Consider the following 24,083-nt stretch of genomic DNA (forward strand, 5'->3'; position numbering starts at 1 on the left):
TGCTCAGGCCGCCGTCGACCAGCGGCTCACGCACTCGGCGATCTCCGCCGGACGATCGGCGATGTGGTTCGGCCCGGCCTCCCGCAGTCGGACGTCGGCGTCGACGCCCCAACGGACGGCGATGACCCGCACGCCGACGTCCTTGCACGCCTGCACGTCCCGGTGCTCGTCGCCCACGTAGACGAGCTGGTCGGGGGTCAGCCCGGCTCGCTTCATCAGCGCGCGCAGCAGCCTGGCTTTGCCGAAGATGCTGCTGCTGCAAGAGATCTCATCCACCCAGTCCTCGGCCGAGTGCCGCCGGAGGAAGGCCCGGATGTTTCCCTCGTCGTTGGACGACAGGATCATCAACTTGAGACCCCGGGCCCTCAGCTCCTGGAGCAACTCGGGGATGCCCTCGTTGAACTCGATCGACTGTATCGCCTGCCGGAAGTTCCGGGTGAGCTGAACCACTAACCAGGGCAGTTTGTATGGCGCGACCCCGAGCTCCTTGCACCGCTCGAAGATGGACAGCTCCCGCATCTTCGCGAGGTTGTCGGCGGTCAGCAGGCCGTACCCGTTCTTCTCGGCGAGCTCGTTGTAGAGCTTGATCGCCGCTTCCCTCGAGTCCGCCAGCGTCCCGTCGAAATCAAATACGACATGCGTGATCACGAGCCTGTCTCCCATCGCGCCCGGGTTCTTCCACTGCTCAGAGCCGTTCCCGGTACCAGGCCGGAGCGAACGGCTTCACCAGCCTGGGGCCCACGCGCAGCCAGAGCTCGCCCGCGTCGTCCAGCGCACCGTAGAGGCTGCCACCCGGGACCTGGTAGCGGTACAGCTCGCCCTTCTCCGCCGCGTCCGTGGCGAGGAGCTCCACCGGATAGGGGAGCGGATTGCTCGTCGTGGGGGCCGCGCTGTTGAACATGTAGAAGGTGCTGCTGTAGGCGCCCGCGCCCGGCTGCGCGAAGCGCGTGACCAGCGCTCCATTCGGGGTGAGCGGCTGACGGTCCTTGTTCACGAGCTTGCCCGCGGTGCTCGAGCCGTCCTTCACATCCAGGAACCAGAACCGGTTCGTGGTGAGTGCCGCCAGCCGCGAGCCGTTGTCGTACGGCACCAGCGCGGTCACGTATCCCGGGAGATCCTCGGTGATCCACAGCCGGGTCTCCGAGCCCGGCTTGCACTGGCTCGCCGTGCCGATCTTGCAGGCCCGGACGTTCGCGGCTGTCTCTCCCTGGGTGGCCAGGTACAGCACGGTGCCGGCGGGGTTGAACGCCACCGGCGGCGGCTGGTCGATGGGGATCGTCTCGATGTCATACCACTCCTTCAACTCCCCGTCGGAGTAGTTCAGCACGCCCACCTTGACGTGGATGGTTCCCGTCTCGACGGTTCCCAGCAGCGGCACCACAACGGTGGTCTTGTCGGATCGTAGGAGCGGATCGCCGATGAGCTGGCCCTCGTGCAGGAAGCTCCTTGCTTCCCACTTCGTAACTCCCGCGGGGGTCGTGAGCCGGAGGCTCCCTCCGTCGCTGATGAAGGCGTTGCCATCCGGGTCCACCGAAACGATGTCCACCAGCCCCTCGAACAGGGCGGTCTTCTCGAAGTTCGTGTTGATCGCGAAGGCTCCCATGCCGCGTGTCCACACCCAGCGCCATCCGGTGCCCGCGGGGATGCGGTCGGTGATGGTCGTGGTCGCGTCGCAGGGGATGGGCATCTCGAAGAACTCAGGGTGCGTCGGATCGCTCTTCTTCACCCTGTAGAGGAACGGGAGGTTGCCCTGCATCCCGCACCCGATGAACGCCGCGTTGGCACCGCTGCCATCGACGACGAAGTAGTCCGTCACCACCTGCGACTTGGCGTCCACGGGCTCCACCACCTCTTCCACCGGGAAGAACGTGGCCGACTGGGCCTGGGAGACGTTGGTGCGCCCATCCGCGCAGGTGGCGCGCGCGGTGAGGGACAGGCTCGCGGAGATGCCTCGCGTGAAGCGGATCTCGTTGAACCCCAGCTCCACCTGGGTGGGGTTGCCGCCGTAGGTCACCCGCTTCACCACCACGTTGTTGTCGAGCAGCTCCAGGCTCTGCACCTGGTCGCAGCCGGACACGGAGAGGGAGAGCTTGACGCTCTTGCCCACGGTGTTCGGCTCGAGCACCTGGATGCTGACCTGGGGTGGATCCGGCGTGGTGGGCGGCGGGGGATCGTTGCAGGCGAGCGAGAAGAACGACAGCAGCAGCGCCGGGCGCACGAAGGCCCGGGTCGGGGGGAAGGTGGCCATGGTGGCGCCCAGTCTAGCCCGGGCGCCATCCGCCAGGCATCAACGCTCCAGGATGACGAACTCCACGCGCCGGTTCAGCTCGCGGCCCCTGGGCGTGAGGTTGGGAGCGACGGGGCGGCTGTCGCCGAAGCCCTCGGACTCGATGCGCGCCGGCTCCAGGCCGAGCTGGATGAGGGCATCGGCCACCGCGCGCGCCCGGTCCTTCGACAGGTTCAGGTTGGCCGTCTTGTCACCCTGGTTGTCGGTGTGCCCCTCGATGCGCAGGCGCTTGATGCCGGTGCGCACCACGAGGTCCACCACCTGCGAGAGCATCGGGTAGCTGTCCGGGAGCAGCACGGCCTTGCCATCCGCGAAGCGCAGGGACTGGAGCAGCTCCAGCTTGTCGTTCTCCCGCTTCACCTGCCACTGCTTCGGCTCGGGCTCGAGGTCGAACGCGAGCTCCAGCGAGGTGCCGTCGGTGAGCTGCACGGGGCGCGTCTGGGCCAGGAATCCGGGGGCGGTGACCTCCACCACGTAGTGGCCGGCCGGCAGTTGCAGCGAGTGGGACGCCGCGTTGGCCGCGGAGAAGGCCACCTGCCGCGACTCGGGGCCGCCCAGGAAGGCCAGCGTGGCCGACACGGGCTTGCGCTTCGAGGTGACGGCGAGGGCGAGCGTCGCGGGCTTCACCTCCGCCACGAGCTCCAGCTCCACGCTGGTCGTCTCTCCCGCCTTCAGCACGACCTCCTTCTCCATCGGGAGGTAGCCCTCCTTGCGCACGGAGAGCTTCACCGTGCCGCTCGGCAGCGCGTACGTGAGGAAGCGGCCGTCACCCGGAGCCGAGGCGACCGGGGGCAGCGTCGAGTCCACCAGGGCCACGAAGACGCCGGGGATCGGCTGGCGCGTCTTCGCGTCCAGCACCACGCCGGACACCTGGGACGTCTGGGGCGCGGCGACGGCGGTCCGCGTCACCGCCGGCTCGTGGACCACCCGCTCGACCACGCGCGTGCCACCGGTGGCCTGGAGCGAGGGGTCCACGTTGAAGGAGGCGCCGAGCACCAGGTTGAAGGGAGGCACGGGCTGCACCCCGTAGCCCACCTGGCGCGTGAGGCCGAGCTCGGCCGCCGCGGTGAAGGTGAGGTTCTGCAGGGCCGTCACCCGGACGCCCAGCCCGAGCGTTCGTGGCGCCACACTGCCCACGGACACGGCCGTCCCATCCGGCGAGGCAAGCTGGCCGTCCGGCACGCCCAGCGGCGAGGCCAGGCCGTACTCGATGAACGGCGTGGCGATGGGCAGCGGCGCCTCCAGCCCGAGCCCCACGGTGAAGCGGGAGTAGCGGTTGATGCCCAGCGCGTACTCCTCGGAGGCGTTGAGCCGCCCGGCCTCCACCAGCGAGCCCGTGCCATCGAACATCAGGCCCAGGTTGGTGTGGACGCGCAGGGGTAGTCGCGGATCCAACGTGCGCGCGTCGTAGGTGGCCACCGCGCGGGGCGAGAAGCCGAAGGCGATCTTGCCATCGCCCACGCCGGAGAAGGTCATCACGCGCACGTCGCCCCCCGCCCACAGTCCGGGCAGCCACTGCTTCGTGGCGCGGGCCCCCAGCGTCACGTCGCCGAGCGCCTGGATGAGGGTGGGGGAGGAGCGGGAGTTGGTATTGGTCGAGGCCGTGTAGGACAGCGACACGTCGAGGAAGTCGAGCGGCACGTAGCCGATGGCGAAGGTACCGGCCGTGCGAGTGTTGTTCGCGTCCAGGACGGGGAAGTCCGGGGAGGAGAAGAACTCGCCCGTCACCGAGAAGCGCAGCACGCCCGTGCGTCCGAGGTCCGCGCCGCTCACGCGCAACAGTCCCACACCGCCCGTGGAGGTGGAGGCGTGGCGCAGGTTGCTCGCGTCCCTCCAGCCGTTGCCCAGCGTGGCGGGGCTGTGGGCCTCATAGGGCCGGGCATTTGTCCGAAACCCAACCATTGGGGTGGGTTCCGGGGCGGACGAGGCGGCAGGCGCTCGTTCTTCCGGGGGTGGAGCGGCCGGGATGGAGGTGGAAGTAGGAGTTCCCTCCGCCCGAGCCGCGCCAGCGCCCACGAGGGCCGTCAGCAGCAGGGAACGCAGGGGAAAAGGGGTCTGCGCAGCTCGCGGAAGTCGCACGGCGGCCGAGTATACGCGGGGGGCCCTGGCTCACAATTCTTGCTCGGACCCGTCGAGTCCGACACGCTGGCCCCCAGCCAGCTTCAGCGGCATGATTCGGACCCGCGCATGATGGTTGACGCTTTCTTCCAAAATTTCCGGTCTCTCCATTCGGCCACGCATGGCCAGGTATACCGAGGGTGTTCGTGAGAGCCGAACTCGTGGGGTCACGTGGTCGCGTCCTGGTGATCGGCGCGCGGGAGGCCAGTGAGGCCATGCTCGCGCACCTGTCCGATAGCGGCTTCCAGTGGGCCATCACCGAGGACGTGCAGGAGCTGCCGGGACTGGTGGACTCGTTGCGGCCGGACGCCATCCTCGTGTCGGCCACCGGCAAGCGGGCCACCGAGGCGCTCAGTGCCGTGCGCCAGGATGCGCGGCTGCGCGAGGTCCGGGTGCTGGCGGATCTCACGCGCTCCCGCTCGGAGGTGCTGCGCAAGCTGCCCGTGGACGACTGGGTGCGCAACCTCGAGGAGCTCTCCTCCCGGTTGGACTCGGCGCTGCGCGAGCGGCGGCTCATGGAGCGCACCCGCAACCGCATGGAGCGGCTGCTGGAGATCACCCAGGCCGCCACCAGCTCGCTGGAGCTGGAGCAGATCCTCCGCCTCGCGGTGGAGAAGGTGGGCGCCGTCGTCAACGCCGACCGCTGCTCCGTGGTGTTGGTGGATGACTCCAGCGCGCGCACCGCGAGCGTGGTGGCCACGCTGGAGGATCCGGGCCTGTCGCTGGACGTGGACCTGGCGCGCTACCCCGAGCTGCGCAGGGCCCTGGAGACGCGCCAGCCCGTGCTGGTGGAGGAGGCCCAGCGGGATCCGCTGATGGAAGAGGTGCGTCCCACCATCGCCCCGCTCGGCGTGCGCTCCATCCTCGTGCAGCCGCTGGTGTGCCAGGACGAGCTGCTCGGCGCGCTCTTCCTGCGGATTTCCCGAGGCTCCGAGGGCTTCGGCCGCGACGAGCAGGAGTTCGCCCAGGCGGTGGCGGCGGCGCTCGCCAACTGCATCCGCAACGCCCGCCTGCACACCGCGCTCAAGCGCAAGCGGGACGAGCTCGAGCTGGCCTACGTGGAGCGCTACCGCGAGCTGACCGAGGCCAACCGCCGCCTCAAGGATCTCAACCGGCTCAAGGATGAGATCATCGCCGTGTGCAGCCATGATCTGCGTGCCCCGCTGCAGGTGCTGCTGGGCCATGGCCGGCTGCTGCTGGAGGGCGGGTTGGATCCCCAGCAGAAGCAGTCCGCCGAGGCGATGATGCGCCAGGGCCGGAAGATCCTCGGCCTGGTGGAGTCGCTGCTGGAGCGTGGCAAGGGCGACGTGGCGCGGTTGTCCATCGAGCCGCGCGTGCTGGACATGGCGGTGCTCTGCAAGGAGAGCGCGACCGAGCTGGAGATCCTCGCCGCCGAGCGCGGGGTGGCGCTGAGGGCCGAGGCCCCCGAGAGCATGATGCTCATCGGTGACGAGCTGAAGCTGCACGAGGTGCTGCAGAACCTCATCACCAACGCCATCCACCACGCGCAGGACGCGGGCGAGGTGGTGGTGAAGGCCTCGCGGCTGGCGCGGCCGGACGGGGACGTGGCGCGCATCGTGGTGCAGGACGACGGCAAGGGCATTCCCCCCGAGGAGCTGCCGCTCGTGTTCGACCGCTACCGCAGCGGCGCCAAGGGCGGTGGTGGCACGGGGCTGGGGCTCGCCATCTGCAAGGAGTTCGTGGAGCTGCACGGCGGGGAGATCTGGGCCGAGGCCCCGGCCGAGGGGGGGGCCGCGTTCATCTTCACGCTGCCGCTGGCACAGGAAGTCTCCCGGGCCGTGCAGAACCTCCCGCACAAGGACACGGCGGAGCAGCCGCGCGTACTGGTGGTGGAGGACGAGCCGGAGATCGCCGCGGTGCTGGTGGAGGTGCTGCGCTCGCGCTACCGCGTGGACGTGGCGCGCGATGGCGCCGAGGGCCTGGCGCGGGCACGCACGTCCAAGCCGGACCTGGTGGTGATGGACGTCTTCCTGCCCAAGCTGGACGGCCTGGACGCCGCGGTGGCGCTCAAGTCCTCCTCGGACACCGCCGGCATCCCCGTCATCCTCCTGTCCGCCCACCAGGGCGTGGCCGACAAGGTCCGCGCGCTCAACCTCGGCGCGGTGGACTACATGAGCAAGCCCTTCAACGCCATGGAGCTGCTGGGCCGCACCGAGCGCGCCCTCAAGCTGCGCAAGGCCGAGACGGAGCTGGAGCGCACCTCCTCGCTCATGCGGCGCAGCGGGAACGATCCCCTGACGGGGCTCTATGACCGGCGCGGCCTCATGCTGCGGTTGGACCACGAGGTGAGCCGGGGGCGGCGCTACAACCGTCCGGTGAGCCTCGCCGTCCTCCGCCCGGATCGCCCCGTGCCCGACGAGCTCCTGCGCGGCATTCCCGAGGTGATGCGCGCACGCCTGCGCACCCAGGACATCCTCGGCCACCTGGGCGAGGGCGTGCTCGCCGTCGTCCTGCCCGAGTGCAATGTTGAAGCGGGGCGCAACGTCATCAGCCGCCTGTTGCCGGATGTCGAGAAGCACACAGGGGTGGAGTACCGCTCGGCGGTGGCGGACGTGAGCCACGACAGCGAGCCGGCGGATCGCATCCTGGAGAGGCTGGGCGCACCCGCCCCCGTGCCGAAGCTGTAGGGCCGGGTTAGACTCGGGGCGTGCGCCTGCCTCGAACCCTCACCCGAGCCGTGTCCCTCCTGGCCCTCGTGGGGCTGGGTGCGGCCGCGGCGCCCGCCTCGCGCCGGCCCGCGGTGGACCGGTCGGCCATGCGCGAGGCCATCTCCGCGGCGGCCAGCGACGAAGGCATCGCCTCGTCCGCCAGCTACGCGCATTACCTGCGTGCGAAGCTCCTGGGCTTCCAGGGCAGACACCGGGACGCGGCCGACGAGCTGCGCCTGGCGCTGGCCACCGACGACAACAACCCGCACCTCCTCACGCAGCTCGGAGAGGAGTACGCGCGGCTGGGGGACCTGACGCGCGCCGAGCGCGAGCTGCGGCGTGTGGTGGCGCGTCACCCCCGGTACTACGCCGGGCGGTTGATGCTGGGGCGCGTGTTGATGGAGAGCGGCAAGTCCGCGCGTGCCCGGGTGCACCTGCGGCGCGCCATCCAGCTCAAGCCCCGCGAGCCGGAGGCCTACCTCGTCCTCGCGCAGCTCCACCTGGAGGGGCGCGCGAACGAGCAGGCCGTGAAGGTGGTGGAGTCGCTGGCGGCGGCGCTGCCCGGTGAGGCCTCCGGCTACCGGCGGCTCGGGTTGGCCCTGGCCGAGCGGGGTGATGCGTCTCGGGCCGGGCAGATGCTGGCGCGGGCCGTCGAGCGCGACCCCGGGGACGTGGAGTCGCTGACGACGCTCGCGCAGCTCCACGAGAAGGCCGGGCGCCTCGCCCAGGCGGAGGACGCCCTGGCCCGGGCCCTGGAGAGGGATCCGGACAACCAGACGGTGCTGATGAGCGCGGGTCGGCTCGCCCTGCGGCTCGGCTCTCCGGTGCGGGCGCGGGCGTACTTCGACCGGCTGCTGTCGATCACCAGGGACCCGGAGCTCACCGTCCGGGTGGCGCTGTCCTTCCTGGCCGCGCGGGACACCGCCTCCGCCGTGGAGGTGCTGGATACCGCCCGGAAGGGAAGGGGGGCGTCGCCGCGCACCTCCTTCTACGCGGGCCTGGTGCACGAGCGGCTGCGCCACTTCGACGCGGCCTCCGCCGCCTACGCCGAGGTGCCGGACTCCTCCGAGCTCTTCTCCGAGGCGCGCACCCGTCACGCCATCTGTCTCTCGCGGGCGGGCAGACACGAGAAGGCGATCGCCCTGTTGCGCGACGCCCTGGCCGAGCGTCCCGACGACGCGGAGCTGCGGGTGCAGTACGCCCGGGCGCTGGAGCGCGGTGGCTCGGCCGGGGACGCCGTGGCCTCGCTGAAGGAGGGCCTCGAGCTCGCGCCGGGAGCGGAGCTCCACGAGGCGCTCGCCTCCACGCTGCAGCGGCAGGGGCGCGCCACCGAGGCGATTGCCCTGTTGCGCGCCGCGATCGATCGGGAGCCCCGTGAGCCGTCCCTGCGCTACGTGCTCGCCTCCGTGCTGCTGGGGCAGGGGGACGAGCCGGGGGCCATGACCTGGATGCGCAGCGTGCTCGAGGTGGATCCGGACCACGCCGCGGCCATGAACTTCATCGGCTACCTGCTGGCCCAGCGAGGCCGGGACTTCGCCGAGGCGGAGCGGCTGGTGCGGCGCGCGTTGGAGCTGCGTCCGGATACCGGCTCCTTCCTCGACTCGTTGGGGTGGATCCACTACCAGCGCGGCGACTATCCACGCGCGGTGGAGGCGCTGGAGCGGGCGGCGGAGTTGGAGCCGGAGGAGCCCGTCATCCTGGAGCACCTGGGCGATGCCTACCAGCGCGTATCGCGCCCGGGTGACGCCGCCGGGGCCTGGAGGCGCGCGCTCGAGCTCCTGGCCTTGAATCCGGAGGCCGCCGACCCGGCCGATCAGCGGGCGCTCATCGAGCGGAAGCTGAAGTTGCTATCCACCGGTGCTTCGGGCCGATAATGTCTTCCCCGGACACCATGGCGCGCTTCGACGAGGGCTTCTTCACTGGGAAGGACGGGCTCCGGCTGTACTGGATGTCCGAGCATCCGGAGCAACCCCGCGCCCACGTGGCGGTGGTGCACGGATACGGCGACCACATCGGCCGCTACCGCACGACATTCGACGCGCTCACGGCCCAGGGGTTCGCCGTCCACGGTTTCGACTACCGCGGGCATGGTCGCGCCGATGGACGCCGGGGCTTCTGCGACTCCTGGCCCGACTACCTGGACGACCTGGCGGGCTTCTGGGAGCGGGTGCGCAGCGCGGCCAACGGGCGCAAGGTCTTCGTGCTCGCGCACAGCCATGGCGGGCTGATGGCGGTGCACCTGCTCAAGCGCGGCGGGCTGCAGGGCGTGAGCGGCATGGTGCTGTCGGCACCCTATTTCAAGCTCGCCATCACTCCGCCCGTGATGAAGCTGATGGCCGCCCGGGCGGTGGGCAAGGTGCTGCCATGGCTGCCCATCAAGACCGAGCTCTCGCCCAGGGATTTGAGCCGGGACGAGGCGGTGCAGCGGGCGGTGCGTCAGGATCCCCTCTACAATCACACCGTGACCCCGCGTTGGTTCATCGAGTCCACCCAGGCCCAGGCCCGGGTGATGACGCTGGCCTCGGAAGTAACGGTGCCGCTCTTCCTGCTCAGCGGAGCGGAGGACGGAGTGGCGAGCGTGGAGACCGGCCGTGCCTTCTTCGAGGCCGTGGGCTCCAGGGACAAGCTGTACAAGGTATATCCGGGGATGCGTCACGAGCCGCTCAACGAGCTCGGCAAGGAAGAGGTCCAGCGGGACATCTCCAACTGGATCTCCGCGCATCTCTGACGTAGGTTCCAATTCCTTACAGAGCACACTTCGTTGGCGAGGACGCTTCCGAGGGTCACCGCATGGCACAGGGCGAGCAGACGGGCATCATCGGCAAGGGCATCGTCATCCGGGGCAATCTGACCGGTGGCGGCGATCTCATCATCGAGGGGCGGGTGGAGGGGCAGATCTCCCTGAAGAACCACCTGACCATCGAGGGCACTGGAAAGGTCCAGGCGGACATCCGCGCGGAGGAGCTGACCATCAACGGCGAGGCGAGTGGCAACATCGACGCCTCGGGCCGGGTGGCCATCAACGCCTCGGCGAAGGTGGCGGGGGACATCAAGGCCCCGCGCGTGGTCATCGAGGATGGCGCCGTCTTCAACGGCTCCATCGAGATGGACGTGAAGCTGCCGGACGACATCTAAGCGGGCCTTGGGGCCAGCGCAACCCTTCGGGAGGGGTGGACTACACTCATGGCGAATACGGTCATTGGTTCGAGCATTGTCATCGACGGTGAGATCTCTGGCGACGAGGATCTGGTCATCCAGGGGACGGTGAAGGGGAAGATCTCCCTCAAGGAGAGTCTCTTCGTCGAGGGCAGCGGCGTCGTCGAGGCGGACATCGAGACGCAGAACGTGGAGATCGCGGGCCGCGTGACGGGCAACATCGCGGCCTCCGACAAGGTGGAGCTGAAGACGGACTGCCGCGTGGTGGGCGACATCAAGGCCCCGCGCATCCTCATCGCCGATGGAGCCTCCTTCAAGGGCAACGTCGACATGGACATTCCGAAGGAGCGCTGATCCTTGGCCACCGCGAAGGAACTGGCCCCAGGGGCCGTCAACAACACCGTGGTGGGTCAGTCCATCCTCATCAGCGGCAAGCTGACGGGTGACGAGGATCTGACCGTGCGCGGCCGGGTGGAGGGGGAGCTCACGCTGAGCCGCACCCTCATCGTGGAGCCCACGGGCGTGGTGAAGGCGAACGTGGCGGTGAAGAACGCCATCGTGAGCGGGGTGGTGGTGGGCAACATCAACGCCACCGAGAGCGTGGAGCTCACCCGCGAGGGCCGCATGGTGGGCGACATCCACGCCCCGCGCGTCATCATCGTGGACGGCGCGAGCTTCCGCGGTCGCGTGGACATGGGTGAGGTGGAGCCGGGCCGCGTGCCCGCCGAGCGTCCGGCGCTGCCGCGTCCGGCGACCGTGCGTCCCGCGGTGCGTCCGGGCACCAATGTGCCGGCCCGTCCGGCGCTTCCGAGCGCGCGTCCCACTCCGCCGGCTGCTCCAGCCGCGACGCGTCCGATGGCAGCGCCCGCTCGTCCGGCGCCTCCTCCGGCCGCCACCATGCCGGCCCGTCCGGCGCCCCCCGCGCCGCCCGCCGCCAGGGCCGCCGAGCCCACCCGTCCCGAGCCTCCCCGGCCTCCGGCCTCCGCGCCGGTTCCGCCGATGGTGGCCGAGGGTGCCAGGAAGAAGGTCGTCGTGAAGAAGAAGGGCCGTTAAAGCGTTGTGGTGGCGCCATCGCGCCGCCACTCCGCCGTCCGCGGGACGACGGGCCGATCCAGGGGTGCCGATGAACGCCATGAACGCCGAGAACAGAATCGACGAGGTGGACGCGAAGCCGAGCACCCCGGCGGAGGAGTCGCCCGGGGAGCCCGCTCCCGAAGCATCCGCCGCTTCCTCCGAGCAGCAGGAGGGGACGGCGGAGGCTTCCGCGTCCGGGTCCGCCGAAGCGGCCACGGGTGAGCCGCCAGCGGGCGAGCAGTCCGCGCCTCCGGCCGGGAGCGCGGAGGAGGTCGCGCCGCGCCGCCGCGGGAACGTGGCGCCTGCCCACATTCCGCTGGAGCGGATCGACGAGGATCCCACCTTCCAGATGCGCCCGCTGGGGGACCTGTCCGCGCTGGCCACGGATCTGGCGCGGCTGGGCCAGCTCTTCCCGGTGGACGTGCGCTTCAAGCCGCCGGATCGCTTCCAGATCATCTCTGGCTTCCGCCGGGTGGCGGCGCTGCGGTTCCTCAAGAGGGACCGGGTGCTGGCCCGCCTGCACACGGACCTGTCGGATGAGGACGCGCTGCTGATGGCGCTGGCCTCGGCCATCCATGGTGCGCCGGTGGACCGGGAGGAGCTGGAGGCCAGGCGGGCACAGCTCGAGGCCGAGGGGAAGCTGACGCCCATCGCCCGGGACATGCTGGAGAAGGCGCTGGCCGTCGATGACTCGCTGGCGCCGGAGACCGTGGACGAGGAGGTCGACGCGGATGAGCTGGCTGCGGAGGCCACCCAGCGGTTGGTGGATATCAACCAGGATCTCGCCCTGCTGGCGGACGTATTCGCCGACCTCGATGAGACGCGGAAGCAGGAGCTGCTCACGCAGCTGCGCTACTCCTCGGATCTCGTGGCCTGGCTGGAGAGGTTGTGAAGGTGGACGTGCTCGCGTCTGACAGGGCCCGCCTGCTGGAGCTGCTCACCGAGCGCTCCTTCGAGCGGCGCAAGGTGGTGCTGTCGTCCGGCAAGGAGTCGGACTTCTACATCGACTGCAAGCGCACGGCGCTGCTGGCCGAGGGGCACTACCTCATCGGCCGGCTGTTGCTGCAGGCGGTGCGCCGTGAGGCCCCCGAGGCGGTGGCGGTGGGCGGTCTGACGCTGGGGGCGGATCCGCTCGCCTCCGCCGTCAGCCTCACCAGCTACCTGGCGGCCTCGCCCCTGCATGCCTTCATCGTCCGTAAGGAGCCCAAGGGGCACGGGACGGGCCAGTGGATCGAGGGCATGAAGGCGCTCGCCCCCGGTGCGCCGGTGGCCATCCTCGAGGACGTGGTCACCACGGGCGCTTCCACGCTCAAGGCCATCGAGCGGGCGCAGCTCGAGGGACTGAAGGTACTCGGGGCGTTCGCGCTGGTGGACCGGCTGGAGGGTGGACGCGAGGCTGTCGAGGCCTCCGGGCACCGGCTCTTCACCCTGTTCACCCGTAAGGACTTCATTCCATGAAGACGCGGTTGCGGCTCGCGGCGCTGATGGTGGCGCTCGCGGGCTGTGTCTCCACGCCACCCACGCTGGGGGATCCCGCTCCGGTGCTGAAGGACGAGCGCCAGGAGCTGCACTACCAGCAGGTGTTGGAGCGGTTCTCGGCTCGCGACGAGCTCTACAGCGGCTTCGACACCATGATGTTCGCCGCGGCCACCCTGCAGACGCAGGCCTTCCGCGAGGCCCGTCTCCAGAGGGCGGCCATCTTCAAGGCGCTGAGCCAGGAGCGCGTCCGGGAGCTCCTCACGCAGGAGATGGCGGAGGTGGTGCAGGCGCACGAGTTCTTCCTCGGCGTCCACGTCTTCAACTACCGCTACGAGGACTTCGATCGGCCCTCGTCCATCTGGAACATGGTGATGGTGACGCCCGCGGGAGAGGTGCGGCCCCTCAGCGTCGAGCGGCTGGGCCGGGCGGACATGGAGATGCGCGCCTTCTACCCGTACATGGGTGTCTTCTGGGTGGGCTACCGCGTGCGCTTCCCCACCACGTTCCTGGACGGCAGGCCCGTCATTCCCCCCGACACCGAGCGCGTGGTGCTGCGCATGGCGTCCACGCTCGGCAAGGTGGAGATGCGGGTGCACGCGCGCTGAGACGCGCGCACCCGGTGCTTCAGGTCTGGTCGGGCCGCAACACCGGCTTGTCCGGGGCGAGCGGCTGCCCGGCCTTCTGGAGCTGATCCAACAGCGCGGCCGGCGAGGCGTCACAGGCGAAGGGTTGGGCGCGTGTCTCGGGGATGAAGCCCTCGTCGACCGCGCGCCGCATGAGCGCCAGCAGCGGGGCGTAGAAGTCCGCCACGTTCAGCAGGCCGATGGGCTTGTGGTGGATGCCGAGCTGGGCCCAGGTGGTGATCTCGAAGAGTTCCTCGAAGGTGCCCACGCCGCCGGGCATGGCGATGAAGGCGTCCGCGCGCTGGGCCATCATCGCCTTGCGCGTGTGCATGGAGTCCACCAGGTGCAGCTCGGTGAGGCCCTTGTGGGCGATCTCCCGGTCGCTCAGCATCTGGGGCAGGACGCCCACCACCTTGCCGCCTCCGGCGAGCACCGCGTCCGCCACGACGCCCATCAGCCCCACGCTCGTGCCGCCGTAGACGAGGGTGAGCCCGCGCCGGGCGAGCTCCGTGCCCAGGTGCCTGGCTCCCTCGAGGTAGTCAGGCCGGGCCCCCATCCGCGAGCCACAGAAGACACATACCGACTTGAGTTCCATCATCAAGGAGTCCCTCGGAAACGTTCAGGGTGGGCCGCGATGTAGACCACGGCCACGGTGATGGCGAGCAACAACGGAGCGGCGAGGGAGAAGACGCGCGGTCCGGAGCGCAGGGCGAGGCCCAGGGGCAGGCCGAAGAGGAGCCCTCCGAGGTGTCCGGCCCAGCTCACCCCCGGCAGCAGGCTGATGACCGCCACCTGCGCGAACCAGAGCAGGAGGCTGCGGCGGAACTCCTGCCCGGAGGTGACGAACATGGCGCCTCCCCAGCCGAGGATCATCCCCGAGGCCCCCACCGTGGGCGTGGTGAAGTTGAAGAGCATCGCGAAGGTGGACGCCCCCATCGCGGTGACGAGGGAGATGAGCAGGAAGCGCCCGCTGCCGATGCTCCGCTCCAGGGGTGCTCCCAGCGAGTACGCCACCATCATGTTGAAGAACAGGTGGATGGGGCCGCCGTGCGCGAAGACGCAGGTGAGCACGCGCCAGTACTGACCCTCCTGGACGAGGGGGCCGAAGAGGGCGGTCCTCTGGAAGACGGGGCCCAGCTCCGCCCGGAGGGTCGCGCCCTGACTCAGGAAGGCATCCAGGACGAACAGGGCCACCGAGCCCGCGATGACGGCCGCGCACACGGGAGGCCAGCGGCGGAGCCCGGTCGGCTCAGGGGAGGGCTCGATGGGCGTTTCGTCCGAGGTCATCCGGAACTCAGAGTTCGCGCCGGACGACGGTGTCGCGCTTCCAGCGATGGTCGTCCGTGTTGGGGTAGTCCAGCGTGAAGTGCAGGCCGCGGCTCTCCTTGCGTCGGCTGGCGCAATCCACGATGAGGCTGGCCACCTCGCAGATGTTGCGCAGCTCGATGACGTCGCGTGTCACCTTGAAGCGCCAGTAGTAGTCGCGGATCTCCTCGCGCAGCAGCTCCAGCCGGCGGCGCGCCCGCATCAGGCGCTTGTCCGTGCGGACGATGCCCACGTAGTTCCACATGAGCCGGCGGATCTCGTCCCAGTTGTGGGTGACGACGACGCTCTCGTCCGAGGTCACCGCGCTGCCCTCGTCCCACTCGGGCGGCTCCTCCTTGCGTGGGGCCAGGGCGCGCATCTCCTCGGCGCAGACGGCCGCGGCGCGGTGACCGAAGACGAGCCCCTCCAGCAGCGAGTTGGAGGCGAGCCGGTTGGCGCCGTGCAGGCCGGTATGGGACACCTCGCCGATGGCGTAGAGGCCGGGCAGGGTGGTGCGGCCCTGCAGGTCCGTCACCACGCCACCGCACATGTAGTGGGCCGCGGGCACCACGGGGATGGGCTGCACGGCCATGTCGATGTTGAAGGCCTTGCAGGTGGCGTAGATGTTGGGGAAGCGCTCCATGAGGAAGGCGCGTCCCAGGTGCGTCATGTCCAGGTGGACGCAGTCATCACCGGTGCGCTTGAGCTCGGCGTCGATGGCGCGCGCCACCACGTCGCGTGGAGCCAGCTCGGCCAGACGGTGGTAGCGCTCCATGAACTGCTGGCCGTTGCGCAGCCGCAGCTTGCCGCCCTCGCCGCGCAGTGCCTCGCTGATGAGGAAGCTCTTGGCCTCCGGGTGGTACAGGCAGGTGGGGTGGAACTGGTAGAACTCCATGTTGGCCACCTCCGCCCCCGCCCGGTACGCCATGGCCACGCCATCCCCGGTGGCCACGTCCGGATTGGAGGTGTAGAGGTACACCTTGCCCGCTCCACCGGTGGCCAGCACCGTCACCCTGCCCAGGAAGCGCTCGATGCGCCCCTCGTTCGTGAGCGCGTACACCCCCAGGCACCGGCCGGGGACGCCCTGGCCCGGTTTCCGGTCGACGATCAGATCGATGGCCGAGGTGTTGGGGAAGAAGGTGATGTTGGGTTGCGCGTCGCACGCCTCCACCAGGGCGCGCTGTACCTCTCGCCCGGTGATGTCCCCGGAGTGGATGATGCGGCGCTGGGAGTGGCCGCCCTCGCGCGTCAGATCGAACTCACCGGAGACGCCCCGGTTGAACTCGGCGCCCAGGGTCACCAGCTCGCGGATGCGATCCGGGCCCTCGCGCACCGTCACCTCCACGGCATCCAGGTGGTTGAGACCCGCACCGGCCTCCAGGGTGTCCTGGATGTGGGCCTCGAACGTGTCCGTGGGCGACAGCACGCTGGCGATGCCCCCCTGGGCGTAGGCGGTGTTGCTTTCGTACCGCTCGCGCTTGGTGAGGACCGCCACGCTCCCGTGCCTGGCCGCCTGTAGGGCGAACGAGAGGCCGGCGACACCACCACCCAAAACCAGGAAGTCGAACCGATGGGGCATGTGTCAGACCCTTAATGGCTGTAAGTACCGGAAACAAGGCGATTTCTTGAGGACTTTTGGGCGGGGATCTAAGGTTGGGGCGCCGATATGCGACCCATCTCATTCCTGCTGCTGCCCGCGCTGTTGCTTGCCCCCCTGGGAGCCCGTGCGTCCGAGGGCATCTACAGGTACGTCGAGAAGGACGGGACCATCATCTACACGAACGTCCCGCCTCCAGGCACGAAGAAGGTGAGCAAGCTCAAGGGCACCTTCTCCGAGGCACCCGCGCCCTCCGCTCCGGTGCGGGGCCGGGCGCGCACCCCGGAGGCGCTCGAGCCTTACATCGTGAAGGCCGCCGAGCGCTACCGCATCCCCACCGCGCTGGTGCGGGCCATCATGCACACGGAGAGCAACTTCAACTCCAACGCGGTGTCCCCCAAGGGCGCCAGCGGGTTGATGCAGCTCATGCCGGGGACGGCCTCGGAGATGTACGTGAAGGACATCTTCGACACCCGGGACAACATCGAGGGTGGGGTGCGCTACCTGCGGGTGCTGGCCAACCAGTTCGGGGGCGACATGGTGAAGATGGTGGCCGCGTACAACGCGGGCCCCGAAGCCGTGCGCAAGTACGGGGGGCAGGTGCCACCGTACGCCGAGACGCAGGCCTACGTTCGCAAGGTGCTCCAGCTCTACTTCCATTACAAAGAGCGCGAGCGGCTCTCGAAGGACGAGCCCCGCGGGACGGATTCCGATGGCGACGACGCGCGTGACGGGGCGGGGGCAGAAGAGCCCCGTTGACGAGGAGTTCCTGAAGCAGCTCTACCAGGGCGGAGAACTGCTGACGCAGGGCAGGGTGCCCGAGGCCCGACAGTTGCTCGAGCGGGCCCACCAGCTTCAACCGAGGAACGAGAAGGGCCGCAACCTGCTCGGGCTGGCCTACTTCAAGCTGGGCCTCTTCGATCGGGCGGCGGAGCTCTACGAGGCGCTGGTGCGCGACAACCCGGTGGACGCCACGCTGCGCGTCAACCTGGGGCTGGTCTACCTGAAGACGAACGCCCTGCAGCGCGCGATGCGCGAGTTCGAGGCGGCGACGGAGCTGCAGCCGGACCACAAGAAGGCGCACAACTACCTGGGGCTGGCGCTGGCGCAGGCCGGGGAGTACGGCCGCGCGCGCGAGCACTTCCTCCGGGCGGGCAGCGACGTGATGGCGGACAAGATGGCCAGGGCCATCGCGGGGGAGCGCTTCACCCGGCCCTCCCGGAGCGTGCCCGCCTACCAGGCTCCGGCGCCCGCCGTGCGTCCGGCCGCTCCCTCCGAGGGCCAGTGGGGCGCGCAATTCGGTCTGGACGAGGCTCCTTCCACCGACGGTCCGGCCATGGCTGGAACCTCGGACGAGGAACCGCGGTTCGCCGAGGACGAGGGGCCGCCGGCCCTGACGCAGAGCCCGCCGGGCGAGGGCGCTGGAGCAGGCAACGAAGCGGCTGGACATGTCGAGGCCCACTCCGAGACCTCCTTCGCGGAGGTGTCCGCGGCGGGGGGAGGGGCGGCCGAGCCATTGCCGGAGTCCCTGGAGGGCGCTACCCCCGAACTGCCGTCGAAGCTCCTGGCGTTCCGGCCGGGCGTGGACGTGCCGGTGCTGACCGAGCTGGTCCCGGCGTTGGCACTCGCGGGAGCGAGCCAGGTCGAGCCCTTCCGGGTGGGTCCCCACGGCTTCTCCGCGTACGTGCAGGGCGAGCTCCTCACTCGGTTGGATGGGCTGGTGGCCTTCAGCGGGCAGCTCCAGTTCCAGCCGGAGATGAAGCGCTTCCGGGGCCGCGCCACGGACGAGCTCTTCGGCGAGGGGATGGACCAGCTCGTGCGCGTCATCGGGACGGGGGTGCTCTTCCTCGAGTCGGCGGAATCGCGCGGCTTCCTGGTGGTGGACCTGGGCGACGAGGGGGCCTACCTGCTCGAGGGGTGCGTCTTCGCCTTCGAGGAGGCGGTGGCCTTCGAGAATGGCAAGGTGCCCTCGGACGTGCTGCCGGACCTGGACCTGGTGTACCTGCGTGGGCAGGGCAGGGTGGTGCTGCGCCTGTCCGGGTCCCTGCGCTCGGTGGCCGTCTCGGGGGATGCTCCGGTGACGGTCCCCCTGTCCCACCTGGTGGGCTGGCAGGGCAAGGTGACCCCCCGGGTGGTCGTGCTGCCGGGAAACGACGAATCTCCCCGGGGTGCCGTGGAACTGAGCGGTGAAGGATTTGCCCTCATCGCCCTGCCAGTCCGGTAGAAGGCTCCGACATGGATCGAGCTGAGCGTGCGTTGCGGAAGCGGCAGAAGAAGGAGGAGCGGGCGCGGCGTCGGGCGGCGCGCCAGCCCAGCGTGCTCGTCCAGGAGTTCTGGAACCTGCCCAACATCCTGACGCTGGGACGCATCTTCCTCATCCCCGTCTTCGTGTGGCTCACCTACGACGCGGATCCGCTCTCCTCGCTGCTGGCGGCGGCGGTGTTCGCGGTGGCCTCCATCACGGACGTCATCGACGGCTACCTGGCGCGTCGCTGGAACCTCATCACCGTGGTGGGCAAGTTCATGGATCCGCTGGCCGACAAGCTCATCGCCATGGCGGCCCTGGTGATGATGGTGCGGCTGGGGCGCATCGCCGCCTGGGTCATCATCGTGCTGCTGGCGCGCGAGTTCATCGTCAGCGGCCTGCGCACCATCGCGGCGAGCGAGGGCATGGTCATCGCCGCCGGGCAGGAGGGCAAGTGGAAGACGTCCCTCCAGCTCGTGGGCATCATCTCCCTCTGCGTGCACTACGAGCACGTCATCGACGTGGGCTTCTATTCGGCCCCCGTGGACTTCAACAAGGTGGGCCAGGTGTTGGTCTACTTGTCGGGGGCGTTCTCGGTGTGGAGTGCCGTCGTCTACTTCCGCGCCTTCCTCTCCATGCTGGCCAGGCGGGGGAGTGGAACCGACGCACAGAAGGCTTGACGCACCTGGAACCGGACTGTATATCCCCCCTCACTTTCGACGGCGCCGCGAGGCAACGCCGGAGGTCATCAGGAGTCGAGAAGCGGGAATAGCTCAGCGGTAGAGCATCGCCTTGCCAAGGCGAGGGTCGAGGGTTCAAATCCCTTTTCCCGCTCCACACACTCCGGCCTGATGCGGGAATAGCTCAGCGGTAGAGCATCGCCTTGCCAAGGCGAGGGTCGAGGGTTCAAATCCCTTTTCCCGCTCCAGAAAAAAGGCCCCCTGGGAAGCCAGGGGGCCTTTTTGTTTTCAGTTCCGGTTTGACGGTGCCCGCATGCTTTGCCTAGGGTGCGCGGCCCCGAGTGGTTCGCTCCCGGGCAGCAGGGCGGCCTGCCATGCGGAATGGGAATCCGTGGGGCCGTTCCCCTCCCCCTTCCCTTGCTGTATGGATAGCGCCGCATGTTCCGCAACCTCCGAGAACTCTACCAGTACCGGGGCCTCCTGCTGAGCCTGACGCAGCGCGAGCTCAAGGCGCGCTACCGCAATTCGGTACTCGGGTTCCTCTGGACGTTCCTCAACCCGATGCTGCACATGGCGGTCTACACGCTCCTGTTCTCCGTCTACATGCGGCAGAAGATGGAGGCCTACACGTACTTCGTGTTCGTGGGGCTGCTGCCGTGGATCTGGTTCTCCAGCTCCCTGGGCGCCGGGGCCAGTGCGATCAGTGATCGGCGGGATCTGCTCACCAAGGTGCGTTTCCCGGCCCAGGTGCTGCCGGCCGCCGTGGTGACCACCAACCTCATCAACTTCCTGCTGTCCCTGCCGTTGATGCTGGTGTTGGGGATGTTCTTCGGCCGCTTCCCCACCTGGCACATCGTGGCCTTCCCGGCGGTGATGGTGACCCAGCTGTGTGTGACGCTTGCGCTCGTGTATCTGCTCTCCGCGCTCAACGTCACCTTCCGAGACCTGCAGCAGATCGTCGCCAACCTGATGACGCTCTGGTTCTTCGTCACCCCCATCTTCTATCAGGCGACCACCATCCCCGAGCGTTTCCGCACGCTGGCCGTGCTGGCCAACCCCATGGCGGTGATGGTCACATCCTACCAGGCCATCTTCTATGAGCAGCGCCTGCCGGATCCGGCGCCCCTGCTGATATGGATGACCATTGCCCTCGGTCTGCTCTGGGTTGCGTCCGAAATCTTCGAGCGTCGCCGCGAGGAGTTCGCGGAGTTCATCTGATGCAAGCTCCATCCAAGGATGCCATCGTCCTGCGTGACGTGGTGAAGCGCTTCCGGAAGAGCACCATCCGGGGCGAGTACACGACCTTCAAGTCCGAGCTGGTGCGCTGGTTGCGTGGCCAGCGGCGCAAGCAGGATGCCACGGTCATCGAGGCTCTCCGGGGCATCAACCTCACGGTGCCGCGCGGCAAGACGATGGGGATCGTCGGCCGGAACGGCTCGGGCAAGAGCACGCTGCTCAAGCTCATCACCGGCATCTACACGCCGACCTCGGGACACATCGAGCTCAACGGCCGCATCTCCGCGCTGCTGGATCTGGGCGCCGGCTTCCACCCGGACTTCTCCGGTCGGGAGAACATCCTCATCAACGGCGTCATCCTCGGCATGTCGCGCGCGGAGATCCGGGCGCGCATGGATGAGATCATCGCCTTCAGCGAGCTGGGCGACTTCATCGACGAGCCGGTGCGCACGTACTCGAGCGGCATGTACATGCGTCTGGCCTTCGCGGTGGCCACGCACGTGGACCCGGAGATCCTCATCATCGATGAGATCCTCGCGGTGGGCGACGAGCACTTCAGCCGCAAGAGCATGCAGAAGATGACGGAGTTCCGGAAGTCCGGGAAGACGATCGTCATCGTCACGCATGACCTGGGCACGCTCGAGCGCTGGTGCGATCTGGCCGCGTGGATCGACGGCGGGCGCATCCGCGAGGTGGGGACGCCCGAGGATGTCGTCCGGCATTACAAGCAGGCCGTGCGACTCGCGGAGGCCAGCGGCCTGCCCATGCACGCGCCGGCCCTTGCCAAGGACGGAGGTGCCCTGCCGACGTTGGAGGTGTCGGGGCTGCGCCCCGGTTCCCCTGTCGTCCTCGAGTTCCTCCGGCTGACGAATGCCCGGGGCGAGGAAGTGCAGGCGGTGGGTACGGAGGAGGGCCTGGAGTTCCACATCGGCTACAACGCCGAGCAGCCGGTGGAGGAGCTGGGCTTCTCGCTCGGGCTGCTGCGCGCGGATGGCACCCTGGTGTACCGCACCAGTACCTTCGCCGAGGGCGTCCAATTGCCGCGCCCCGTCTCCGGGCGGGGGACGGTGCGGCTGAGCATCGAGCGGCTCGGACTGCTGGCCGGGGACTACGCATTCGAGGTGGCGGCCCGGAGCTCCAACGGGGCCATCCATGACGAGCGCAAGAGCGCCTGCCCGTTCTCGGTGCGTGCCACCGGCTTGGACGAGGGGCTGGTGCGGCCGGTGCACCGCTGGCGGCTGGATGGCATCGCCGAGGCGGTCTCCGTGAGACAGGTCGTCTCTTGAGCCGGGGCGGTACGGCGCGGGGCTCGAGTCCCGTGTGGCTCGGTATCGTGCTGTACCGCAACCCCCGCGAGGAGTTGGAGCGGCTCGTCGCCTCGCTGGCCGCGAACCGGGAGACGCCGGGGACGCCGGCCTTCCAGGTGCGATGGTTGGACAACTCGCCCACCGAGGCGCTGCGTGACGTGGTGCTCGCGTTGTCGCCGGAGGCGGATTACCGCTTCTCCGGGGCCAACCTCGGCTTCGGTGCCGCCCACAACCGGCTCATGGCCGAGGCCTTCGCGGATCCCGGGGTGCGCCACTACGTCTGCGTGAATCCGGACGGCGTGCTGCACCCCGAGTGCCTGCGCGAGCTCGTCACGGAGGCGGAGCGGCGGCCCCGCACGGGATTGGTGGAGGCCCAGCTCTTCCCCGACGAGCACCCCAAACCGTACGACCCGGAGACGCACGAGACGCCCTGGTGCTCCGGGTGCGTGCTGCTGGTGCGGCGCGAGCTGTTCGAGTCCATGGGCGGCTTCGACGAGCGCTTCTTCATGTACTGCGAGGACGTGGACCTGTCCTGGCGGGCCCGGGCCGCCGGCTTCTCCATCCGCGTGGCACCCCGGGCCTTCGTGCACCACTACACGGTGACGCGGGAGCTCAGCGCGGATCGCGAGCGCCGTGTGCGCCGCAGCGCGGCCCTGCTCGGCGCCAAGTATGGAGATCTGGAGTTCGCCCGGGCACGCATGAAGGAGTACCTGGAGCTCGGGGGTGAGCCCTTCTCGCTCCCGAAGGAGCCGCGTCCGCCGCGGGAGCTGGCCCGGGTGGCCGACTTCCAGCACCTCTTCGAGTTCGCGGAGCCACGCTGGTGAGCACCAGGGAGCGCGACAGAGTTCTCCTGGAGGAGCTGGATACCCGGCTGCGGCGGCTCGTGCTGGAGCGCGTCCGGGAGGGGGCCCGCGTGGCCCTCCTCGGCGAGGCTCCGGAGCTGACCCGGGCCCTCGACGCCGCTGGCTGCGAGGTGCTCGTGGCTCCGGCTCCAGCCGAGCGGGTGGAGCGGCTGCGTGCGTTCGCTCCCACCCACGTGGTGCTTCCGGTGGAAGACGGTGAGCCGTTGCACCAGGCTCGCGAGGCCGCCGAGGCCGTGCCCGGTACCGAGCTCCTCCTGGCGATGCGCAACGCCGGTGCGTCGGCCGCCCTCCTGGAGACGCTGCTGGGACTGGCTCCGGGCCGGCCGGGCCTCTCGGCCGAGGCATTGCTGCGAGGCCTGTCCTCCCTTGGGCTCGAGGTGCGGCACCAGGAGCTCATTCCCCGCGATGACTCCACGGAGGCGCTTGCTCCGGGCACCGCGCGTGCCCTCCGACGGCTCCTGGCGCAGCTCAGCCCCACCGCCGAGGCGGACGGGCTGCTCCTGGCCCTCGGACGCGCGCCCTCACGTCCTCCCGCGCGGGAACCGGGGCTGCTCAGCGTCGTGCTCTGGGCGGGAGACACGCCGGCGGCCTCGCTCGACGAGACGCTGTTCTCGCTCGCCTGTCAGGAATACCGCCCGTTGGAGCTCCTGGTGGTGCTGCCTCCGGGCGCCTCCCTGGCGGAACCCGAGGCCCGCACGCTGCTGGAGCGCTACCGGCGCCTCCGGGAGTTCTCCTTCCAGCTCATCCGCGTCCCAGACGGCGGGATGGCCCGGGGTGTGCGCGAGGCACGGGGCCAGTACCTGTCCTTCCTGGATGCCTCCTGCGTCGTATACCCCGCCCATTACCCGCAGCTCGTCCAGCGGCTGCGCGAGGGCTCCGCGGCGTGGGCCTTCGCCCGTTCCCGGTGGACCCTCGTCCGCCAGGCGGAGGGGGGCCGCTTCATCGCGGACAAGAAGCCCTTCCCATTGGGAGATGACTTCGAGTTCTCCCATCTCCTGGAGCACCCGGCACTGATGTACGGGCTCGTCATCGATCGCACCCGGGTGGGCACCTTGCCGCTGGAGGTGGTGGACCCGCTGGAGGCCCCGCGGGCGGACCTGCCCCTGCGGCTGGCGAGTCTCTTCGAGCCCGTCTTCGCCGCCGGACTCGCGACGTGGGAGTGGCGCGCGCTGGGAACCGAGCCCGTGGCGCCTCCCACCCCATCCCTCCAGGTGCTGCTCCCGCTCTCCTCTCTGGAGGAGCGGATGGCCCGGGCCCAGGCCCGCGGCGAGAGCACCAGGGGCCTCCGGTACCAGGCCATCGATCGGCTCAACCAGCGCATCCGGGAACGCTTTCCCGGAGTACACGCCCGGGTTCGCGCCCTGGCCTCCCGCATGCTGCGATAGGTCCGGGGCCCGCGCACCGGCCAGGACCTCGGTACTTGAACATGCCAGCGAAGCGTGGG

Annotated in this window: 22 protein-coding genes and 2 tRNA genes; 18 read left to right on the forward strand and 6 right to left on the reverse strand. The window is 69.5% G+C overall.

Annotation, left to right across the window (positions count from 1 at the left end; genetic code table 11):
* Positions 1–3 precede the first annotated feature (3 nt).
* From JQX13_RS35385 to JQX13_RS35395, 3 genes are read right to left on the reverse strand one after another with little or no spacing between them, the layout of a single operon-like run.
* A complete protein-coding gene (locus tag JQX13_RS35385) occupies positions 4–648 on the reverse strand; it encodes an HAD-IA family hydrolase (protein WP_203403864.1) in 645 nt (214 codons plus the stop codon).
* Between the two features lie 37 nt (positions 649–685).
* Entirely contained in the window at positions 686–2,248 is a 1,563-nt protein-coding gene (locus JQX13_RS35390; RefSeq protein WP_203403865.1) for a hypothetical protein, read from the reverse strand.
* Between the two features lie 39 nt (positions 2,249–2,287).
* Complete coding sequence (locus JQX13_RS35395; protein WP_203403866.1) at positions 2,288–4,189, reverse strand: OmpA family protein; 1,902 nt, start codon at positions 4,187–4,189, stop codon at positions 2,288–2,290.
* 431 nt (positions 4,190–4,620) lie between these two features.
* On the opposite strand from JQX13_RS35395, the gene JQX13_RS35400 reads away from it, so the two are divergent.
* The 9 genes from JQX13_RS35400 to JQX13_RS35440 all read left to right on the forward strand — a co-directional run bounded on the left by JQX13_RS35400 (position 4,621) and on the right by JQX13_RS35440 (position 13,388).
* The gene (locus JQX13_RS35400) at positions 4,621–7,053 is read left to right on the forward strand and encodes an ATP-binding protein (RefSeq protein WP_203412356.1); all 2,433 of its coding nucleotides are present in this window, start codon (positions 4,621–4,623) and stop codon (positions 7,051–7,053) included.
* Positions 7,054–7,073: 20 nt separating this feature from the next.
* Positions 7,074–8,948 carry a tetratricopeptide repeat protein gene (locus tag JQX13_RS35405; protein ID WP_343211033.1) on the forward strand — a complete coding sequence of 625 codons (1,875 nt, stop codon included), beginning with the start codon at positions 7,074–7,076 and terminating at the stop codon, positions 8,946–8,948.
* Positions 8,949–8,965: 17 nt separating this feature from the next.
* On the forward strand, positions 8,966–9,802 hold the full coding sequence (locus JQX13_RS35410) for an alpha/beta hydrolase (protein ID WP_203412358.1): 837 nt from the start codon (positions 8,966–8,968) through the stop codon (positions 9,800–9,802).
* Positions 9,803–9,864: 62 nt separating this feature from the next.
* A complete protein-coding gene (gene bacN, locus JQX13_RS35415; RefSeq protein ID WP_108076791.1) occupies positions 9,865–10,209 on the forward strand; it encodes a bactofilin BacN in 345 nt (114 codons plus the stop codon).
* A 48-nt stretch (positions 10,210–10,257) separates the two neighbouring features.
* Entirely contained in the window at positions 10,258–10,584 is a 327-nt protein-coding gene (locus tag JQX13_RS35420) for a bactofilin family protein (protein WP_043389034.1), read from the forward strand.
* A 3-nt stretch (positions 10,585–10,587) separates the two neighbouring features.
* On the forward strand, positions 10,588–11,283 hold the full coding sequence (locus JQX13_RS35425; RefSeq protein WP_203403867.1) for a bactofilin family protein: 696 nt from the start codon (positions 10,588–10,590) through the stop codon (positions 11,281–11,283).
* A gap of 79 nt (positions 11,284–11,362) precedes the next feature.
* Positions 11,363–12,196 (forward strand): ParB/RepB/Spo0J family partition protein, encoded by an 834-nt coding sequence (locus JQX13_RS35430; RefSeq protein ID WP_203403868.1) that lies wholly within the window; start codon positions 11,363–11,365, stop codon positions 12,194–12,196.
* A gap of 2 nt (positions 12,197–12,198) precedes the next feature.
* On the forward strand, positions 12,199–12,762 hold the full coding sequence (pyrE, locus tag JQX13_RS35435) for an orotate phosphoribosyltransferase (RefSeq protein WP_430384225.1): 564 nt from the start codon (positions 12,199–12,201) through the stop codon (positions 12,760–12,762).
* Positions 12,759–13,388: a hypothetical protein gene (locus JQX13_RS35440; RefSeq protein WP_203403870.1), complete on the forward strand. Its 630-nt coding sequence runs from the start codon at positions 12,759–12,761 to the stop codon at positions 13,386–13,388. Before pyrE ends, JQX13_RS35440 begins: the two co-directional genes overlap by 4 nt.
* 19 nt (positions 13,389–13,407) lie before the next feature.
* Here JQX13_RS35440 and JQX13_RS35445 read toward each other — a convergent pair whose 3' ends face one another.
* From JQX13_RS35445 to nadB, 3 genes are read right to left on the reverse strand one after another with little or no spacing between them, the layout of a single operon-like run.
* Positions 13,408–14,001, reverse strand: a complete 594-nt coding sequence (locus JQX13_RS35445; RefSeq protein ID WP_203412359.1) for a TIGR00730 family Rossman fold protein — start codon at positions 13,999–14,001, stop codon at positions 13,408–13,410.
* Positions 14,002–14,003: 2 nt separating this feature from the next.
* Complete coding sequence (locus JQX13_RS35450; RefSeq protein ID WP_203403871.1) at positions 14,004–14,693, reverse strand: rhomboid family intramembrane serine protease; 690 nt, start codon at positions 14,691–14,693, stop codon at positions 14,004–14,006.
* A gap of 7 nt (positions 14,694–14,700) precedes the next feature.
* Positions 14,701–16,290 (reverse strand): L-aspartate oxidase, encoded by a 1,590-nt coding sequence (nadB, locus tag JQX13_RS35455; protein ID WP_203403872.1) that lies wholly within the window; start codon positions 16,288–16,290, stop codon positions 14,701–14,703.
* Positions 16,291–16,377: 87 nt separating this feature from the next.
* Here nadB and JQX13_RS35460 point away from each other — a divergent pair, with 87 nt between their 5' ends.
* The 9 genes from JQX13_RS35460 to JQX13_RS35500 all read left to right on the forward strand — a co-directional run bounded on the left by JQX13_RS35460 (position 16,378) and on the right by JQX13_RS35500 (position 24,024).
* Entirely contained in the window at positions 16,378–17,067 is a 690-nt protein-coding gene (locus tag JQX13_RS35460; protein WP_203403873.1) for a lytic transglycosylase domain-containing protein, read from the forward strand.
* Positions 17,021–18,532 (forward strand): tetratricopeptide repeat protein, encoded by a 1,512-nt coding sequence (locus JQX13_RS35465; protein WP_203403874.1) that lies wholly within the window; start codon positions 17,021–17,023, stop codon positions 18,530–18,532. The genes JQX13_RS35460 and JQX13_RS35465 overlap by 47 nt, the downstream gene beginning before the upstream one ends.
* Before the next feature lie 11 nt (positions 18,533–18,543).
* Entirely contained in the window at positions 18,544–19,233 is a 690-nt protein-coding gene (gene pgsA, locus JQX13_RS35470; protein WP_203403875.1) for a CDP-diacylglycerol--glycerol-3-phosphate 3-phosphatidyltransferase, read from the forward strand.
* Between the two features lie 82 nt (positions 19,234–19,315).
* Positions 19,316–19,390: transfer RNA gene (locus tag JQX13_RS35475), tRNA-Gly, on the forward strand.
* Between the two features lie 16 nt (positions 19,391–19,406).
* A tRNA-Gly gene (locus JQX13_RS35480) sits at positions 19,407–19,481 on the forward strand.
* Between the two features lie 190 nt (positions 19,482–19,671).
* Positions 19,672–20,451 (forward strand): ABC transporter permease, encoded by a 780-nt coding sequence (locus tag JQX13_RS35485; protein ID WP_203403876.1) that lies wholly within the window; start codon positions 19,672–19,674, stop codon positions 20,449–20,451.
* Positions 20,451–21,755 (forward strand): ABC transporter ATP-binding protein, encoded by a 1,305-nt coding sequence (locus JQX13_RS35490; RefSeq protein WP_203403877.1) that lies wholly within the window; start codon positions 20,451–20,453, stop codon positions 21,753–21,755. The genes JQX13_RS35485 and JQX13_RS35490 overlap by 1 nt, the downstream gene beginning before the upstream one ends.
* Before the next feature lie 32 nt (positions 21,756–21,787).
* Positions 21,788–22,600, forward strand: a complete 813-nt coding sequence (locus tag JQX13_RS35495; protein ID WP_239014047.1) for a glycosyltransferase family 2 protein — start codon at positions 21,788–21,790, stop codon at positions 22,598–22,600.
* Positions 22,597–24,024 (forward strand): glycosyltransferase, encoded by a 1,428-nt coding sequence (locus JQX13_RS35500; RefSeq protein ID WP_203403879.1) that lies wholly within the window; start codon positions 22,597–22,599, stop codon positions 24,022–24,024. The genes JQX13_RS35495 and JQX13_RS35500 overlap by 4 nt, the downstream gene beginning before the upstream one ends.
* Positions 24,025–24,083 lie beyond the last annotated feature (59 nt).

Source organism: Archangium violaceum, from assembly GCF_016859125.1.
Taxonomy (GTDB): domain Bacteria; phylum Myxococcota; class Myxococcia; order Myxococcales; family Myxococcaceae; genus Archangium; species Archangium violaceum_A.

Coding starts and splice junctions, on each gene's coding strand:
- JQX13_RS35390 (WP_203403865.1), bottom strand. CDS start 2,248: ATGGCCACCTTCCCCCCGACCCGGGCCTTCGTGCGCCCGGCGCTGCTG.
- JQX13_RS35395 (WP_203403866.1), bottom strand. CDS start 4,189: ATGGTTGGGTTTCGGACAAATGCCCGGCCCTATGAGGCCCACAGCCCC.
- JQX13_RS35400 (WP_203412356.1), top strand. CDS start 4,621: ATGCTCGCGCACCTGTCCGATAGCGGCTTCCAGTGGGCCATCACCGAG.
- JQX13_RS35410 (WP_203412358.1), top strand. CDS start 8,966: ATGGCGCGCTTCGACGAGGGCTTCTTCACTGGGAAGGACGGGCTCCGG.
- bacN (WP_108076791.1), top strand. CDS start 9,865: ATGGCACAGGGCGAGCAGACGGGCATCATCGGCAAGGGCATCGTCATC.
- JQX13_RS35420 (WP_043389034.1), top strand. CDS start 10,258: ATGGCGAATACGGTCATTGGTTCGAGCATTGTCATCGACGGTGAGATC.
- JQX13_RS35430 (WP_203403868.1), top strand. CDS start 11,363: ATGAACGCCGAGAACAGAATCGACGAGGTGGACGCGAAGCCGAGCACC.
- JQX13_RS35440 (WP_203403870.1), top strand. CDS start 12,759: ATGAAGACGCGGTTGCGGCTCGCGGCGCTGATGGTGGCGCTCGCGGGC.
- JQX13_RS35445 (WP_203412359.1), bottom strand. CDS start 14,001: ATGGAACTCAAGTCGGTATGTGTCTTCTGTGGCTCGCGGATGGGGGCC.
- JQX13_RS35450 (WP_203403871.1), bottom strand. CDS start 14,693: ATGACCTCGGACGAAACGCCCATCGAGCCCTCCCCTGAGCCGACCGGG.
- nadB (WP_203403872.1), bottom strand. CDS start 16,290: ATGCCCCATCGGTTCGACTTCCTGGTTTTGGGTGGTGGTGTCGCCGGC.
- JQX13_RS35460 (WP_203403873.1), top strand. CDS start 16,378: ATGCGACCCATCTCATTCCTGCTGCTGCCCGCGCTGTTGCTTGCCCCC.
- JQX13_RS35465 (WP_203403874.1), top strand. CDS start 17,021: ATGGCGACGACGCGCGTGACGGGGCGGGGGCAGAAGAGCCCCGTTGAC.
- pgsA (WP_203403875.1), top strand. CDS start 18,544: ATGGATCGAGCTGAGCGTGCGTTGCGGAAGCGGCAGAAGAAGGAGGAG.
- JQX13_RS35485 (WP_203403876.1), top strand. CDS start 19,672: ATGTTCCGCAACCTCCGAGAACTCTACCAGTACCGGGGCCTCCTGCTG.
- JQX13_RS35490 (WP_203403877.1), top strand. CDS start 20,451: ATGCAAGCTCCATCCAAGGATGCCATCGTCCTGCGTGACGTGGTGAAG.